We start from the raw sequence: 15,825 nt of genomic DNA on the forward strand, positions 1-15,825 counted from the left end.
GTATTCATGTCGAAGCGCGTCACGTCCCGCAAGTCCCTCTCGTCCCTGGTCCGCAATCGGGCGGCCGTCGTGGCCGTCGGCTTGAGCGCCACGGTCGCACTGGGTGCGGGGGTCGCGAGCGCCGCCGAAGCCGGGCTCAGCAGCAGCGGCACCGTCACCGCGGCCCACGCCGTGCAGACGCAGGCCGCCGCGCAGGCCAAGGCCGCCGCGGTGAAGAAGGCCGCAGCCGCCAACAAGGCCGCCACGGCGAAGAAGGCCGCCGTGTCCGCCAAGAAGACCGCCGCCAAGACGGCCGCTTCCTGGATCGACCCGGTCAAGAAGTACACGCTGTCCGCCACCTTCAACCAGGCCGGCGGCATGTGGTCCCACAAGCACTCCGGCCAGGACTACGCGGTGCCGCTGGGCACCGACGTCATGGCCGCTCACGGCGGCACCGTCGTCAAGGCCGGCGGCAACGGCGCCGGTGACGGCCCCGCGTACGGCAACGCCATCGTCATCAAGCACGGCAACGGCACGTACTCGCAGTACGCCCACCTGTCGCGCATCGACGTGAAGATAGGCCAGGTCGTCAAGACCGGTCAGCACATCGCCAAGTCCGGCAACACCGGAAACTCGAGCGGTCCGCACCTTCACTTCGAGATCCGTACGACCCCGAACTACGGCTCGGCCATCGACCCCGTCGCCTTCCTGCACGGCAAGGGCGTCAAGGTCTGATCGACCCCGCGCCGGTGATCCGGCGCGGCATGCCCGGACGGGGCGGACAAAGGCGGAGTCTCACGGCGTCAGCAACTGGCGCCGAGAGGCTCCGCCTCCGCGTTCGTTGCTCCGCCTCCGCGTTCGCGCCTCCGCCTTCGCGGTGTCCGCTCAGCCTCCGCCGGGGTCGCTCCACCCCCGCGGGCGTCGCTCCGCGTTCGCGTCTACGCGGCCGGGCCGCCGTGGGCCTGTGTCACCAGATCGATCGCGACCTCCAGGACGGCCTTGCGCTTGTCCTCGGGGTCGCCTTCCACGTCCTTGAGGACGAACATCCCGGCGTGCATCGTGAAGAGCGCGCTGATGCACCGGACCTGGTCGGTCAACGGGGACTCCGGCTCCTTGATGATCTCCAGCATGCTCATCATCCGGTGCTTGAAGGTCTCGCCGATGCTCAGCTCGCGGACCGTCGCCTGGTTCTCCTGCATGAAGCGGAAGAGCGGGGCCGCGCCCCCCAGGGCGTCGCTGTAGCGGCGCAGGACCTCCTGCTTGGTCTCCAGGCTGTGCGGCTGCTGCTTGCCCCACTCGATCAGTTCGTCGAGCGGCCTCGTCAGATCCTCGAAGAGGCTGATGAGGATCTCTTCCTTGGTCTTGAAGTGGTAGTAGAGCGCCGCCTTCGTGACGTCGAGGTGCTCGGCGATCTCCCGCAGCGAGGTCTTCTCGTACCCGTGCTCGGAGAACAGTTCTAGGGCGACGTCCTGGATGCGCTGCCGGGTGTCGCCCCGGCGCTGCCGCTTGGTGCCGTCCATCGTGCCGCCCATCCTCGTACTCCTCGTGCTCCCTGAAAACGTACCTGTGACCCCGCTGGCAAAACTACTTAAACTTACTTGACGCCCGGCTAGTTACGGGTCTACTTTCCTCAGTGTAGTCAGCTTGCCGGTCGGCAAGTAAGTGCCGAACGGCAAGCAGTCGCAGCTAGGGGAGTGGAATCGATGGCGGACAAGACACAGGCGGCCGTGCCGGCCGGGGGAGAGGCCGCGGGCCGGCCGGCGGCGGGGGACAAGAAGCCACGCAGCGTGCGCGTCGTGCTGCTGGCCCTCATGATCGCGATGCTGCTCGCGATGCTGGACAACATGATCGTGGGCACCGCGATGCCGACGATCGTCGGTGAGCTCGGCGGTCTGGAACACCTGTCCTGGGTGGTCACCGCGTACACGCTCGCCACCGCCGCCTCCACCCCGATCTGGGGCAAGCTCGGCGACATGTACGGGCGCAAGGGCGCCTTCATGACCTCGATCGTGATCTTCCTGATCGGCTCCGCGCTCAGCGGTATGGCCCAGGACATGGGGCAGCTCATCGGGTTCCGCGCCATCCAGGGCCTCGGCGCCGGTGGTCTGATGGTCGGCGTCATGGCGATCATCGGCGACCTGATTCCGCCGCGGGAGCGCGGCAAGTACCAGGGCATGATGGCCGGTGTCATGGCCTTCGCGATGATCCTCGGCCCGCTGGTCGGCGGCACCATCACCGACCACTGGGGCTGGCGCTGGTCCTTCTACATCAACCTGCCGCTCGGCATCGTCGCCCTCCTCGCGGTCAGCGCGGTGCTGCACCTGCCGAAGAAGCGCGTCGAGGCGAAGATCGACTACCTCGGTGCGGGGCTGCTGGCCCTCGGCATCTCGTCCATCGTGCTCGTCACCACCTGGGGCGGCACCGAGTACGCCTGGGGCTCCGCCCGCATCATGGAGCTGATCGGCATCGGCGTCGCCGCCCTCGTCGGCTTCGTCTACTGGCAGACCAAGGCCGCGGCCCCGGTCATCCCGCTGCACATCTTCCGCAGCCGCAACTTCACGCTGATGTCCCTCATCGGGTTCATCACCGGCTTCGTGATGTTCGGCGCCGTGCTCTTCCTGCCGCTGTACCAGCAGTCCGTGCAGGGCGCGTCCGCCACCAACTCCGGTCTGCTGCTCCTTCCGCTGCTCGGCGCGATGCTCGCCGTGTCGATGATCGCCGGACGCGTCACCACCAACAGTGGCCGCTACAAGATCTTCCCGCTCGTCGGCAGCGTGCTGATGATCATCGGCCTGTTCCTGCTCTCGCAGATGGACACCGAGACCACTCGCCTCACCTCCGGCCTCTACATGGCGGTGCTCGGCGCGGGCATGGGCTGCCTGATGCAGATCACGATGCTCGTCGCGCAGAACAGTGTCGAGATGAAGGACATGGGCGTCGCGTCCTCGTCCACCACCCTCTTCCGTACGCTCGGCTCGTCGTTCGGTGTCGCCATCATGGGCGCGCTGTTCAACCACCGGGTGCAGGACGTCATGACGGAGAAGGCCGGGGCGCTCGGCTCCAAGCTGACCGAGAAGTCCGCGCAGCTCGACGCGGCGAGCCTGGCGAAGCTGCCGGCGGCAGCCCGTGAGGCCTACCAGCACGCGGTGTCGTCCGGTACGCACTCCGCGTTCCTGCTCGGATCCGTGGTCGCGGTGGCCGCCCTGATCGCGGCGGTCTTCGTGAAGGAGGTCCCGCTGAAGGGGGCGGGCGCGCCCAAGCCCGGCGAGGACGAGGCCCGCGACGCGGTGCCGGTCCCGCTGGCCGAGGTCTGATCCCGCCCGCCTCTCCCCGACCGTTCCGACCCGAAGGCCCCCGGCGTTGTCCGCCCCGGGGGCCTTCGCCCGTGCAGGGCCACTGTCAGTGCCGCGTGCCACCATCGGGACGTGGACCGAATGCGGCAGCTGCGGCTCGCCAAGGACGTCATGGACCGGGACTGGGCCGAGCCCGGCGTCGATCTGGACGCGCTGACCGCGCGGGCCGGGTATTCGCGGTACCACTTCGTCCGCGCGTTCAAGGCGGCGTACGGCGAGACCCCGGGCCAGTACCTGACACACCGGCGCATCGACCGCGCCGAGGACCTGCTGCGCACCGCGAACCTCTCGGTGACGGAGATCTGCCATCTGGTCGGCTTCAGCAGCCTCGGCACGTTCTCGGCCCGCTTCAAGGCGTGGACCGGACTGACCCCGAGCGCGTACCGGGCGCGGCACGTCGGCCGGGGCGCGGCGCTCATCCCCGGCTGCTACGCGATGCTCTGGGCCGGCGGCTTCCGGACGGGTCCGGGCACGGCCGCCGGGCCCCGGCCCGCCCCCGGCGCGGAGGACCGCAATTCCGGAGAAGCGCCCTGACCCGGCGGCTGCCTACGGTGACAGTGCACGCACGACGCGCCCGTCCGTACCGCGCGACCCCGCACACCTGGAGCACACCATGATCAAAGGGCTGGCCATCTCGACCGTCTGGGTTCTCGACCAGGACCGGGCCCGGGAGTTCTACTCCGAGAAGCTCGGTCTCGAGGTCCGTACGGACATGACGATGGGGGAGGGCGGCATGCGCTGGCTCACCGTCGGCGCGCCGGACCAGCCCGAGGTCGAGCTGACCCTCATGGTGCCGGGCCCGCCCGCCATGGACCCCGAGTCCGCCGAGATGATGAAGAAGCTGGTCGCCAAGGGCGCGCTCGGCGCGGGTGTGCTGCGGACCGACGACATCCACGGCGACTACCGCAAGCTCAAGGACCGGGGCGTGGAGTTCCTCCAGGAGCCGCAGGAGCGCCCGTACGGCACGGAGGCCCTGTTCCGCGACGACTCCGGGAACTGGTTCTCCTTCACCCAGCGCCGCGAGGGCGACCTCGACCTGGAGCGGGACTGGAGCTGACGGACCTGCCCCGCTCCCCGGCCGCCCGCTACTTCGCGGCGGGCGGCAGCATCGGGTAGCTGCCCGTGCTCGTCGGCGCGTGTTCCGGCAGCCACAGGACGGCGACCGCGCCCTCGGCGGGCACGTCGTCGGGGGCGCCCGCGGGCCGTACGTTGCGGAAGGTCAGCCGCGCGCCGAGCACCCGGGCCTGGCCCGCGGCGATGGTGAGCCCGAGGCCGTGGCCGTGGCCCGCGCGGTCCGTGCTGCCGGTGCGGAAGCGGCTCGGACCCTCGGCGAGGAGCTTCTCCGGGAAGCCCGGACCGTGGTCGCGCACCCGGATGACGCGGCCCTCCACGGTGACCTCGATGGGCGGCTTACCGTGCCGGGCGGCGTTCGCGAGGAGGTTGAACAGGACGCGCTCCAGACGGCGCGGGTCCGTGGTGACCTCGGACTCGTGCACCACACGCACCTCGACGTCCGCCCCGCGCGCGGCCACGCGGCGGCTGACGAAGTCGCCGAGCATGATGTCCTGCAGTTCGGCCCGCTCGGAGGCGCCGTCGAGGCGGGCGACCTCCAGGACGTCCTCGACGAGGGTGCGCATGGCCTGCGCCCGGTCCCGCACCAGCTCGGTGGGGCGGCCGGGCGGCAGCAGCTCGGCGGCGGTGAGCAGGCCCGTCACCGGGGTGCGCAGTTCGTGCGCGATGTCGGCGGTCACCCGGCGTTCGGCCTCGATGCGCTGCTGGAGCGCGTCCGCCATGGCGTCCACGGCCCGCGCGAGGTCGTCGGTCTCGTCGAGCACGACACCGCCGATCGCGTCCCGGACGCGGACGTCGGTCTCGCCCTTGGCGACCCGGTTCGCGGCGGCCGCCGCCTTGCGCAGCCGGCGCGACAGCTGGCCGCCGATGAGGACACCGAGCGCGCTGCCGCCGAGGACGACCGCGATGGAGCCGATGACCAGGGCCTGGTCGAGGTCCTTCATCACGTCCGCGTTGCGGTCGGTGAACCGCTCGTGCCAGGACAGCACCTGTCCGTTCCTGAGCGGAACGGCGGCCCAGATGTCCGGCACCCCGGCCGCGTTGTCCGAGACGTAGGTCGCCCGCCGGCCCTCGCCGACCTTCGCCTGCAGGTCCGCGGGGATCGAGGGGTCGTCGATCTTGGCGCCGAACGGCGGCGGCCGGCCCGGCCCGTACATGCGCTCGGCGAGCTGGATGCGCTCGTCCGCCAGGTCGCGCGAGTTGTCGAGCATCGAGACGCGGGCCGCGTTGTGCACGACGAGGCTGAGCGCGATCGCGACGAGCGCGCCGACCAGGGCGATGGCCGTGCTGAGCTTCCAGCGGATGCCCGTACGGATGCTCGTGCCCGAGTCCGTGCCCCGGTCGATGCCGATGCCCAGACCGCGGATCCGGCCCGTGTCCCGGACCGCGCCGTCGCCGGTCCCCGGCCCGCCGACCGGGCGCGTGACCCGGCCCACCACCGTGTCCGCGTGTCCGTCCGGTCCCTGCCCCGGCACCCGGCGCTTGCCCGGAGCCGCCGCCGACCGCTGAAATATCCCCCGCATACCCCTGCTCAGGCTTTCAACTTGTAGCCGAAGCCGCGGACCGTCTCGATACGGTCCTGGCCGATCTTCGTACGCAGCCGCTGCACATGGACGTCGACGACGCGGGTGTCCCCGCCCCACCCGTAGTCCCACACCCGTTCGAGCAGCTTGTCGCGGCTCAGCACCGTACCGGGCGCGGAGGAGAACTCCAGGAGCAGCCGCATCTCGGTGGGCGTCAGCGCCACCGGCGTGCCGTTCCGGCGCACCTCCATGCCCTCGGTGTCGATCTCCAGGTCGCCGAAGGCGAGCACACCGCCGTCCACCGACGCGGCCCCCTCGCCGGACGCGCCCTGCCCGCCGTTCGCGTGCCCGAAGCGGCGCAGCACCGCGCGGATCCGGGCCACCAGGACCGCGCCGTCGAACGGCTTGGTCACGTAGTCGTCGGCGCCGGCCTCCAGGCCGAGGACGACGTCGATGGAGTCGGCGCGCGCGGACAGCATGATGACGGGGACGGTCGACTCGTCACGGATGCGGCGGCACAGCGAGACGCCGTCGAGGCCGGGGACCATCACGTCCAGCAGGGCGATGTCGGGGCGGTCGGCGCGGAACGCCTCCAGGCCCGAGAGCCCGTCGGGCATGGCCGTGACCGCGAAACCGTCGCGCTCCAGGGCGAGTTGCGTGGCCTCGCGGATGACGTCGTCGTCCTCGACGAACAGGACGTGGGTCTGCTCTGCCATCCGGCTGCTCCGTCTGCTCTCAGTTCGCCGCGGGGGCGGGCGAACTCGCGCCGCCCACCGCGTTGCTGTAGTCGTTGTGGATCCGCGACCGCTCGACGAAGCGGGCCGTGGACCAGCCGTAGGTGATCACTTCCTCGCTGGAGGGGTACGACACGGGGTCGCCCTTCTCGTACAGCTGCTGGGTCACCACCAGGTCGCCCCGGTCGATCTCCGCGTAGACCGGCGGCTCCTCGGCCTTGAAGACGTTCTCGTACCGGCCGTTCTTCTCGCGGTACACGTACGAGCCGATGCCGACCGCGTCGGCACAGGTCATCACGTTGATCACGATGTCGTTCGAGCCGCCGCCGGTGAGGTCCCCGTAGGACACGTCGACGGGGTACTCGTCGGCGACGCACGGCTTCAGGTCGCGCTTGACCGCCGCGCTGACCGCGGGATCGTCGCGGACGATCTTCACCGCGTCCACCCGCCGGGGCGCCCTGGTCGGCGAGGCGGAGGCGACCGGTGCCGTACTGCCCTTGGCGACGGCGTCCGTGCCCGCCGGGCCCTCGTCACGGGCGCCGGTGCCGCCCGTCGCGCAGGCGGTCGTGAAAAGGCCGAGGGCGGCGAGCGCGGCCACGGCCGAACTCCCCGCCTTCAGGACCTGTCTGGCCCGAACTCCTAGGCCGCGCAACGCTCCCGCTCCCTACTCGCTTCGAGCGCGCGGGCGGCGCCCTCTTCCAGGTCCCGGCTCTCCAGCTCCTCGCGGAGCCGGGCCAGCGCCCGGTGCAGCGTGCTCTTGACCGTTCCGGCCGACATGCCGAGTGCGGCGGCCGTCTCCTCCGTGGACATCTGCTCCCAGTGTCGCAGCACCACGACACTGCGCTGCTTGGGTGCCAGCACCTTCATGATGTCCATCAGGAGCGCGCGGTCCGCGTGCTGCTCGGTGGCGTCCTCGACGCTCGCGTCCGGCAACTGCTCGGTGGGCACCTCTTCGAGCTTGCGGGCCCGCCACCACTCGGTGCGGGTGTTGATCATGACGCGGCGCAGGTAGGCGTCGGCCAGCCGCTTGTCGGCGATCCCGTCCCAGCGGCCGTACGTCCGTACGAGCGCGGTCTGGAGGAGGTCCTGGGCGTCGACCGGGTCGGGGACCAGACGGCGGGCACTGCGCAGCAGCGCGTCCTGTCGAGTGTGGACGTACTCCTCGAATTCGAGCACCTCGCCGTGCGCCATGATCAACCGCCTCCATCCCCGTTTCCGACCTGCCTGCTGCCGGTTCTCCGTTGCCTGCGACCGAGGGCTCCCCGGCCGCTTGTCGCGGCCGCCCTGCGGTACGGCAATGAAGCTACGGAGGCGTTGTCACGGGGTTGTCCGAGACAGCCTGCGGCCAGCACTCGGCTGTCCGTCGGTTGTGTAACGGATGTAGGAGCTGGGTAAGACGAAGGGGCTTTCTGTCCTGGTTGGTCCCTGTTCGGTCCCTGTCCGGGCTCTCGGCTATGTCAGCGGCAGCCGATACAGACCGCCCGGGAGCGGCTCGACCAGTCCGTCGGAGACGAGTCCGTCGAGCGCCCGGGCCCGCTGGACCGGTTCGTCCCACACACGGTCCAGCGCGGTCTGCGGAACCGGCACATGGGCCTCACGCAGAACGGCCAGCAGCTTGCCCCGCACCTGACGGTCGGTACCCGCGTACGTCTGCCCCTTGCGCGGCGGCCCGTCGTGCTCGGGCTTGCCGGCCAGCCGCCAGGCGCACTGCGCGGCGATCGGGCAGCGGTGGCACGATTCGTTCTTCGCCGTGCAGACCAGCGCCCCGAGCTCCATCGAGGCGGCGGCCCAGCGTGAGGCCGTCCGTTCCCCCTCGGGCAGCAGCGTGCGGGCGAGACGGCGCTCGGCCGCGGTGGTGGCGTTCGGCGGGTACTGCACGCCGGTGACGGCGCGCGCGAAGACCCGGCGGACGTTGGTGTCCAGCACGGGGTGCCGCTGGCCGTACGCGAACGAGGCCACCGCCGCCGCCGTGTACTCCCCGATGCCGGGCAGCGCCAGCAACTGCGCGTGCTCCGTCGGTACGTCGCCGTCGTGTCGTTCCGTTATGGCCACCGCCGCGCCGTGCAGCCGCAGGGCGCGGCGCGGATAGCCGAGCCTGCCCCAGGCCCGGACGGCCTCGCCGGGGGCGTCCTTCGCCAGGTCGGCGGGGCGCGGCCAGCGGGCCAGCCACTGCTCGTACACCGGCAGCACGCGGTTGACGGGGGTCTGCTGGAGCATGAACTCGCTGACCATCACCGCCCAGGGGCCGGCGTCGGGGTGCCGCCAGGGCAGGTCGCGCGCGTGCTCGTCGAACCAGTCGATGACGGGCGCGTGGAGGTCCTCGCCGGGAGCGTTCCGGGCGGTTTCGGTGGGCTTGGTGGGTGCAGTCATGGCGGTATCGATCCTGCCATGCGGGGGCGGGGACGTGGGGGCGACGCCGGGGGCGGGCGGTGGTGAAACACCGCACCCGGCGCTCTACGTGTCCCCGGAACGGTGCCGACCGGGATGATGATCCGGAAAAGTTGATGCCGGGGCGGCGGGTGGGGCCGGAGACGCGGCGGATCTCTCGTACAGTTTGCGCCGTGGGATCACTGCGCAATCCGGTCGGGCCGCTTCCCTCCACGATCTATTGGCGTCGGAGGGCCGTTCTGCTGTCCGTGGTAGCCCTGTTGGCGCTGCTCACGGTCTGGGTGGTCGGCCCGGGCGGCGGGGGTGGTGACAACAACTCCGGCGGATCGAACGGGAAGAACCCCGCGCCGTCGATCACACCGGGCCCCTCGGGCTCGGGTCCCGCGATCAGTCAACACCCGGGCGGTCGCGACGAGTCGAGCGGTGGCGGCGGCAGCGGCAGTGGTGGCAGCGGTGGCGGAGGCGGCAGCGGCGACGGCGGGAGCGGCGACGGATCCGGCGACGGTTCCGGGTCCGCGGGCTCCGGCGGAAGCGCCGGCGGCGGTTCCGGAGACTCGGCGGGCGGCGGCGGGGCGGGCGGTCAGCTCCCCGCCGGTTCCAGCCTCCCCAACTGCACGCCGAACTACGTCAAGTTGACGCTCAAGAGCGTGCACAACTCGTACGCCCCCGACGAGCGGCCCACCATCCAGCTCATCGCCAAGAACACCTCGGGCAGCGACTGCAAGGTCGACCTCGGCCCGAAGAACACGGTTCTGACGATCACTCAGGCAGGCAGCGACGACGACATCTGGGCGTCCGACGACTGCCCGAAGGGTGCCGCGGGCGCGCTGTACCGGGTCCCGGCGCACAGCCAGGTCACCTACACGGTGAAGTGGGACCGCAAGCCCGGCGCCCCCAAGTGCGCCACGCCCCCAGCCGGTTCGGCCCCCGCCGGTACCTACCTGGTCGAGGCGAAGGCTCCGGGCCTGTCCAAGGCGCAGACGTCGTTCGTGCTCTCGAAGGACTGAGCAGCCGACGTGAAGGACGGAGCCTGAGGGCTCGGGGGACTGCCCGCCGAACAGTGAAGCGCCGGACGAGACCACTCGTCCGGCGCTCGGTCGTCCGTCTCAGACGTAGCGCTCCAGGATCGAGGACTCCGCCAGCCGGGACAGGCCCTCGCGGACGCTGCGGGCCCGGGCCTCGCCGACGCCGTCCACCGTCTGGAGGTCGTCGACGCTCGCGGCGAGCAGCTTCTGCAGCCCGCCGAAGTGCTCGACGAGCCGGTCGATGATCGCGCCGGGCAGCCGCGGAACCTTGGCGAGCAGACGGAATCCGCGCGGGGACACCGCCGAGTCGAGCGCCTCCGGGGAACCGGTGTAACCCAACGCCCTTGCCACCGTGGACAGTTCGAGAAGCTCCGCGTGGCTGAGCGCGTCCAGCTCGAAGAGCGCCTCGTCGACGGTGCGGGACCGCTTCGCGGTCGGTTCCGGCACATAGTCCCGGACGACCAGCTCGCGGTCGGGCTCGACGCCGGCGATCAGCTCGTCGAGCTGGAGCGTCAGAAGACGTCCGTCGGTGCCCAGCTCCACGACGTACTCGGCGATCTCGGTCGCGATGCGGCGCACCATCTCCAGCCGCTGCGCGACCGCCGAGACGTCCCGGACGGTGACCAGGTCCTCGATCTCCAGCGCGGACAGCGTGCCCGCGACCTCGTCCAGCCGGAGCTTGTAGCGCTCCAGGGTCGCGAGCGCCTGGTTGGCACGGGACAGGATCGCGGCCGAGTCCTCCAGGACACGGCGCTGGCCGTCGACGTACAGGGCGATCAGGCGCATCGACTGGGAGACCGACACGATGGGGTAGCCGACCTGCTTGCTCACCCGGTCCGCGGTGCGGTGCCGCGTACCCGTCTCCTCCGTCGGGATCGTGGGGTCGGGCACCAGCTGCACACCCGCCCGCAGGATCTTGGTGATGTCCTTGTCGAGCACGATGCCGCCGTCGAGCTTGCACAGCTCGCGCAGACGCGTCGCGGTGAACTCGACGTCCAGGATGAATCCGCCCGTGCACATCGCTTCGACGGTCTTGTCGGAGCCGAGCACGATGAGTCCGCCCGTGTTGCCGCGGAGGATCCGTTCGAGTCCGTCACGCAGTGCCGTACCGGGTGCCACGGCGCTGAGGGCGGCGCGCATCTGGCCATCGGCACCGGAGCTCCCACCGGACTTTCCGGGAGCTGCTGCCCGGTCGTTGGCTGCCACTGCACTCCTCCGGTCGCGGGTTTCCGGTCGCGCTCGGTTCGTACGGACGGGCGAGACCAGGGCAAAGTCTACCGGCGCCGCTCCTCTTCCCGTGGGGCCTCTCTGCGACGCGAGCGCGGAAGGACGCTCAGCGCCTCTCCGATGTCCGCCACTTCCTGGACCTTCATACCGGCCGGGACCTTGCCGGGGTCGGCCGGGACGAGGGCGTGCGTGAAGCCCAGCCGGTGCGCCTCGGCCAGCCTGCGCTGCACGCCCGTGACGCGTCTCACCTCGCCCGCGAGTCCCACCTCACCGATCGCCACGAGGTTCTTGGGCAGCGGGGTGTCACTCGCCGCGGACGCCAGGCCCAGCGCGATGGCGAGGTCCGCGGCGGGCTCGGAGAGCTTCACGCCGCCGACCGTCGCGGAGTAGATGTCCCGCTTCCCGAGCGCGCTGATCCGGCCGCGCTGCTCCAGGACGGCGAGCATCATCGAGACACGAGAGGTCTCCAGACCGGACGTCGTGCGCCGCGGGGAGGGGATCTGCGAGTCCACGGTGAGCGCCTGCACCTCGACGACCAGGGGACGGCGGCCTTCCAGGGTGACGGTCAGACAGGTGCCGGGCACGGCCTCGGCGCGGCGCGTCAGGAAGAGCCCCGAGGGATCGGTCAGCCCGGTGATGCCCTCGTCGTGCAGCTCGAAGCAGCCGACCTCGTCCGTCGTCCCGTACCGGTTCTTGACGCCGCGCACGAGGCGCAGGCGCGCGTGCCGGTCGCCCTCGAAGGACAGGACGACGTCCACCAGGTGTTCCAGCAGGCGCGGGCCCGCGATCGCGCCGTCCTTGGTGACGTGGCCCACGAGCAGGGTGGACATGCCCCGCTCCTTGGACGCGCGGATCAGCGCGCCCGCGACCTCGCGGACCTGCGCCATGCCGCCGGGCGCGCCGTCGATCTCCGGGGAGGCGATGGTCTGCACGGAGTCCAGGATCAGCAGGGACGGCTTCACGGCGTCCAAGTGGCCGAGCACGGCGGCCAGATCGGTCTCGGCGGCGAGATACAGGTGGTCGTCGATCGCCTTGATGCGGTCGGCGCGCAGCCGCACCTGGCTCGCCGACTCCTCGCCCGTCACGTACAGGGTGCGGTGCTCGTCGCTCGCCGACTTGGCCGCCACGTCCAGCAGGAGCGTGGACTTGCCGACGCCGGGCTCGCCGGCGACGAGGACGACCGCGCCGGGCACGAGTCCGCCGCCGAGGACGCGGTCCAGCTCGGGCACGCCGGTGCTGCGGGCGGTGGCCTGACGGCCGTCGACCTGTCCGATCGGGACCGCGGAGGTGGTCACCCGGCCCGGTGCCGTCGTCCGGACGGCGGGCGTGCCGTACTCCTCGACCGTCCCCCACGCCTGGCACTCGGGGCAACGGCCGAGCCACTTGGCCGTCTGCCAGCCGCACTCGGTGCAGCGGTAGGACGGCCGGTCCTTCGCGGTCTTCGTACGGGCAGCCATGACCGAACCGTAGCCGTACCCACTGACAACCCGGCCCGCGGCGGCGGCGGAACCGGTGCGACCCGGCCGCCCGGCTCCCTCGGAAGCCGTCGCCCCGAGCCCCCCGTGCCCCGGTTCCACCCCCGCGTGACGGAACCTCCGGCGCCCTCGCGCCGGGTCATCTGCCATCGACTGCCATCGCCGCCCGTGACGGCCCAGGCCAGGGATCGGGGGCCACTGTCCCCTATTGAGGGATCGTTTCACCCGTACGGATTAAATGTGCTCAAGGTGGAGGAAGCGGCCACCGTCGGGCACCTACGGTCGCACGGGTGATGAGCAGCAGTCCGGAGACCTCCACGCACACCACCGGCGCACACCGGGCGCACGGAGCCGCGCGCAAGCGGGCGGCCGTGCCCCGTGGCGCGACCCCCCACACCCTGGCCGAGCGTCCCCCCGCGCGGTACGAGCCGTACCTGGACGGCCTGTTCACCTACTGCCTGTCCGTACTGTGCGACCACGACGCGGCCACCGCCGCCCTCGGGGACACCCTCGCCCTCGCCGAGCGCCGCAGCCCGCGCGGCCCGGAGTCCGGGGCCGACCGCAGGGCCTGGCTCTACGCGCTGGCCCGCTGGTCCTGCCTGCGCAAGCTCACCGAGGCGCGGCGCAGGCGTCAGGCGGCGCACGCCTCCGGGCGGCACACTCCGCGCAAGCCGTCGAAGCGGCTGAGGAGCGACTCCCCGGGTTTCGGACCGGCCGCGGGCGCCGAAGGGACCGCCGAGACGAAGGCCTCCCACAAGGGAGCGCACAAGGCCACCGCCGACCGGCGCGCGGCCGAGGCGCTGAGCGCCGTCCCCCTCTCCGAGGAGACCCAGGCGCGCCGGAGCCACGAACTCGCCCTGCTGGCCTGGCCGGAGGCCGCCGGTACGACCCCGGAGCAGCGCGAGGCGCTCGAACTCGCCGTCCGCCACCAGCTCGCCGCCCACGAGGTCGCCGCCGTCCTCGGCATGGACCTGGCCGGCACGCGCGAGCTGCTCGCCTCGGCCGCCTGCGAGGTGGAGCGCACCCGCGCTGCCCTCGCCGTCGTGGAGACGGGCACCTGCCCGAGCGTCGCGCGGCTCACCGGTGACAGCCGGCTCGTCCTGAGCGCCACCCTGCGCGGCGAGCTGGTCCGGCACGTCGACGACTGCCCCCGCTGCCGCCGCACCGCCGAGCGCGCGGTCCCCGGGACCTGGCCCGGCACCAGTGTCACGCCCGCCGCGCTCCCCGTCCTCGAAGCCCCGCAGGCGGACCTGCGCGTGGCGATGACGCACGCACCCCGCGCGCGGGGCAGTGCCCCGCGCTTCGACCGGCGCGGCTTCCCGATGGACCCCAAGGACCACGCGGCCCGGCGGGACCGGCTGCGCGCGCGTGCCGTCACGACCGCGATCGTCGCCACCGTCGTCGCGGCGCCCGTCGTCGCCCTGTGGGCGGCGTACCGGGGGGCGCCGCTGACGGGGGAGGGCGTCGACGGCCGTCCGGCCACCGCGAGCGAGGCCCAGGACCCCGACGGCCTGGACGCGGGCCGGGCGGGCGGCTACGAGAACGCGGGCAACGCCAGCTCCCGGCCCGACTCCCGTTTCACCAAGGGCAGCCGCTCACCGGACGTCTCCGTGGAGGTCGTCAGCGCCCCGGGGCACAGCCGGGGGCACCTCTCCGTGACGGCCCGCACGGACGGCGACACCACGCTCGTCACCCTGACCGCGTCCGGCAGCTCGCCGGTCCACTGGTCCGCCCGCACCGGCGCGGCCTGGCTCTACCTGAGCAAGGCGTCCGGAACGCTCGACCCCGGCGCGTCACTGACGATCAAGGTGTACGTCGATCATCTCCACGAGCCGCTGGGCCACTGGAGAGCACGGGTGTCGATGGCCCCGGCGGGCGCGGTCGTCACCATCGACGGGTACGGCAACGCGCGCCCGTCCCACCCCGGTGAGCACGGTCACGGGCACGGCCACGGGCCCGGTCCGACCCCGAGTGCCACCGGTTCGTCGGGGCCGGGCTCGACACCTCCGGCGAGCCCGGAGCCGTCCGACAGCCCGGCCGACCCGTCGCCCACCCCGACGCCCACCGACTCGTCCCCCTCGGACCCGGGCGGCTCGACACCCCCGCCGAGCGACAGCGGCACGGCGAGCCCCACGTCGTAGGGACGGCCCCCGGGCGGCACGCGGACCGTGGTCACGCCCTCGGGCGGGTCGGGTCAGGCCACCGGGTCCGCGGGATGCGGTGCCAGCAGCGGCAGTTGCGAGGCGAGGCGCTCCTCGCACAGCTCCGCCAGCCGGTCGTACCCCTCCTTGCCCATCAGCTCGACCAGCTCCGGCCGGTACGAGACGTACACCGGGTCGCCGGCGCCGTGCGCCGAGGTCGCCGACGTGCACCACCAGTGCAGGTCGTGGCCGCCCGGGCCCCAGCCCCTGCGGTCGTACTCGCCGATGGAGACCTGGAGGATCCGGGTGTCGTCGGGCCGGTCGATCCACTCGTACGTGCGGCGCACGGGCAGCTGCCAGCAGACGTCCGGCTTGGTCTCCAGGGGCTCGCGCCCCTCCTTCACCGCCAGGATGTGCAGCGAGCAGCCCGCGCCGCCGGCGAAGCCGGGACGGTTCTGGAAGATGCAGGACCCCTTGTACGGGCGGGTCTGGCGCTCGCCGTCGTCGTCCTCAGAGACCCAGCCGGTCTCCGTGCCCACGTCATGGTGCTGCCAGATCTCCGGCGTGAGCCGGGCCACGTGGCCCGCGACCCGCTGCTCGTCCTCCTCGTCGGAGAAGTGGGCTCCCAGCGTGCAGCAGCCGTCGTCGGCGCGGCCTGCCTGGATGCCCTGGCAGCCGCTCCCGAAGATGCAGTTCCAGCGCGAGGTCAGCCAGGTCAGATCGCACCGGAAGATCTGCTCGTCGTCGGCCGGATCGGGAAACTCCACCCACGCGCGAGCGAAGTCGAGGCCCTTCTCGTCGCTCTTCATCGCTGCCTTCTTCGACTTCGTGGCCTTCGCCTGCGAAGAACCGGTGGCTGATTTGTCGGACTTCGCCTTTTTCGTCTTTGGCACGGGTCCAGGGTAAGTC

The 15,825-nt window shown here is 71.9% G+C and carries 15 protein-coding genes; 6 read left to right on the top strand and 9 right to left on the bottom strand.

Annotated elements, in window-relative coordinates; translation table 11 throughout:
• The first annotated feature begins 6 nt into the window (after positions 1–6).
• The gene (locus B0675_RS11015) at positions 7–714 is read left to right on the top strand and encodes a M23 family metallopeptidase (RefSeq protein WP_081218636.1); all 708 of its coding nucleotides are present in this window, start codon (positions 7–9) and stop codon (positions 712–714) included.
• 203 nt (positions 715–917) lie between these two features.
• Here B0675_RS11015 and B0675_RS11020 read toward each other — a convergent pair whose 3' ends face one another.
• Positions 918–1,511, bottom strand: a complete 594-nt coding sequence (locus B0675_RS11020) for a TetR/AcrR family transcriptional regulator (protein WP_081218637.1) — start codon at positions 1,509–1,511, stop codon at positions 918–920.
• A gap of 171 nt (positions 1,512–1,682) precedes the next feature.
• On the opposite strand from B0675_RS11020, the gene B0675_RS11025 reads away from it, so the two are divergent.
• The 3 genes from B0675_RS11025 to B0675_RS11035 all read left to right on the top strand — a co-directional run bounded on the left by B0675_RS11025 (position 1,683) and on the right by B0675_RS11035 (position 4,389).
• Positions 1,683–3,293: an MDR family MFS transporter gene (locus B0675_RS11025; protein ID WP_081218638.1), complete on the top strand. Its 1,611-nt coding sequence runs from the start codon at positions 1,683–1,685 to the stop codon at positions 3,291–3,293.
• 120 nt (positions 3,294–3,413) lie between these two features.
• Positions 3,414–3,866 (top strand): helix-turn-helix transcriptional regulator, encoded by a 453-nt coding sequence (locus B0675_RS11030; protein WP_081218639.1) that lies wholly within the window; start codon positions 3,414–3,416, stop codon positions 3,864–3,866.
• Between the two features lie 79 nt (positions 3,867–3,945).
• The gene (locus tag B0675_RS11035; RefSeq protein ID WP_081218640.1) at positions 3,946–4,389 is read left to right on the top strand and encodes a VOC family protein; all 444 of its coding nucleotides are present in this window, start codon (positions 3,946–3,948) and stop codon (positions 4,387–4,389) included.
• Between the two features lie 28 nt (positions 4,390–4,417).
• Here B0675_RS11035 and cseC read toward each other — a convergent pair whose 3' ends face one another.
• The 5 genes from cseC to B0675_RS11060 all read right to left on the bottom strand — a co-directional run bounded on the left by cseC (position 4,418) and on the right by B0675_RS11060 (position 9,030).
• Positions 4,418–5,926, bottom strand: a complete 1,509-nt coding sequence (gene cseC / locus B0675_RS11040; protein ID WP_081218641.1) for a two-component system sensor histidine kinase CseC — start codon at positions 5,924–5,926, stop codon at positions 4,418–4,420.
• Between the two features lie 8 nt (positions 5,927–5,934).
• A complete protein-coding gene (gene cseB / locus B0675_RS11045) occupies positions 5,935–6,642 on the bottom strand; it encodes a two-component system response regulator CseB (RefSeq protein WP_081218642.1) in 708 nt (235 codons plus the stop codon).
• A gap of 19 nt (positions 6,643–6,661) precedes the next feature.
• Positions 6,662–7,258: a hypothetical protein gene (locus tag B0675_RS11050; protein ID WP_081218643.1), complete on the bottom strand. Its 597-nt coding sequence runs from the start codon at positions 7,256–7,258 to the stop codon at positions 6,662–6,664.
• Between the two features lie 41 nt (positions 7,259–7,299).
• On the bottom strand, positions 7,300–7,851 hold the full coding sequence (locus tag B0675_RS11055; protein ID WP_081218644.1) for a SigE family RNA polymerase sigma factor: 552 nt from the start codon (positions 7,849–7,851) through the stop codon (positions 7,300–7,302).
• A gap of 261 nt (positions 7,852–8,112) precedes the next feature.
• Positions 8,113–9,030 carry an A/G-specific adenine glycosylase gene (locus B0675_RS11060; protein ID WP_081218645.1) on the bottom strand — a complete coding sequence of 306 codons (918 nt, stop codon included), beginning with the start codon at positions 9,028–9,030 and terminating at the stop codon, positions 8,113–8,115.
• A gap of 191 nt (positions 9,031–9,221) precedes the next feature.
• Between B0675_RS11060 and B0675_RS11065 the strand changes: the two genes are divergently transcribed.
• Positions 9,222–10,055: a hypothetical protein gene (locus tag B0675_RS11065; RefSeq protein ID WP_081218646.1), complete on the top strand. Its 834-nt coding sequence runs from the start codon at positions 9,222–9,224 to the stop codon at positions 10,053–10,055.
• A gap of 99 nt (positions 10,056–10,154) precedes the next feature.
• Here the strand turns inward: B0675_RS11065 and disA are convergent, their stop codons facing one another.
• Together disA and radA are read right to left on the bottom strand one after the other, a co-directional pair.
• Positions 10,155–11,279, bottom strand: coding sequence for a DNA integrity scanning diadenylate cyclase DisA (disA, locus tag B0675_RS11070; protein ID WP_081218647.1), 1,125 nt, complete (start codon positions 11,277–11,279; stop codon positions 10,155–10,157).
• Positions 11,280–11,347: 68 nt separating this feature from the next.
• Positions 11,348–12,757 (bottom strand): DNA repair protein RadA, encoded by a 1,410-nt coding sequence (gene radA / locus B0675_RS11075; protein ID WP_081218648.1) that lies wholly within the window; start codon positions 12,755–12,757, stop codon positions 11,348–11,350.
• Between the two features lie 311 nt (positions 12,758–13,068).
• Here radA and B0675_RS11080 point away from each other — a divergent pair, with 311 nt between their 5' ends.
• Positions 13,069–14,916 carry a hypothetical protein gene (locus tag B0675_RS11080; RefSeq protein ID WP_081221720.1) on the top strand — a complete coding sequence of 616 codons (1,848 nt, stop codon included), beginning with the start codon at positions 13,069–13,071 and terminating at the stop codon, positions 14,914–14,916.
• Positions 14,917–14,969: 53 nt separating this feature from the next.
• Here the strand turns inward: B0675_RS11080 and B0675_RS11085 are convergent, their stop codons facing one another.
• Entirely contained in the window at positions 14,970–15,725 is a 756-nt protein-coding gene (locus B0675_RS11085) for a hypothetical protein (protein ID WP_241539925.1), read from the bottom strand.
• Between the last annotated feature and the right edge of the window lie 100 nt (positions 15,726–15,825).

It is taken from the genome of Streptomyces sp. M41(2017), assembly GCF_002078175.1.
In the GTDB taxonomy this organism is placed as follows: domain Bacteria; phylum Actinomycetota; class Actinomycetes; order Streptomycetales; family Streptomycetaceae; genus Streptomyces.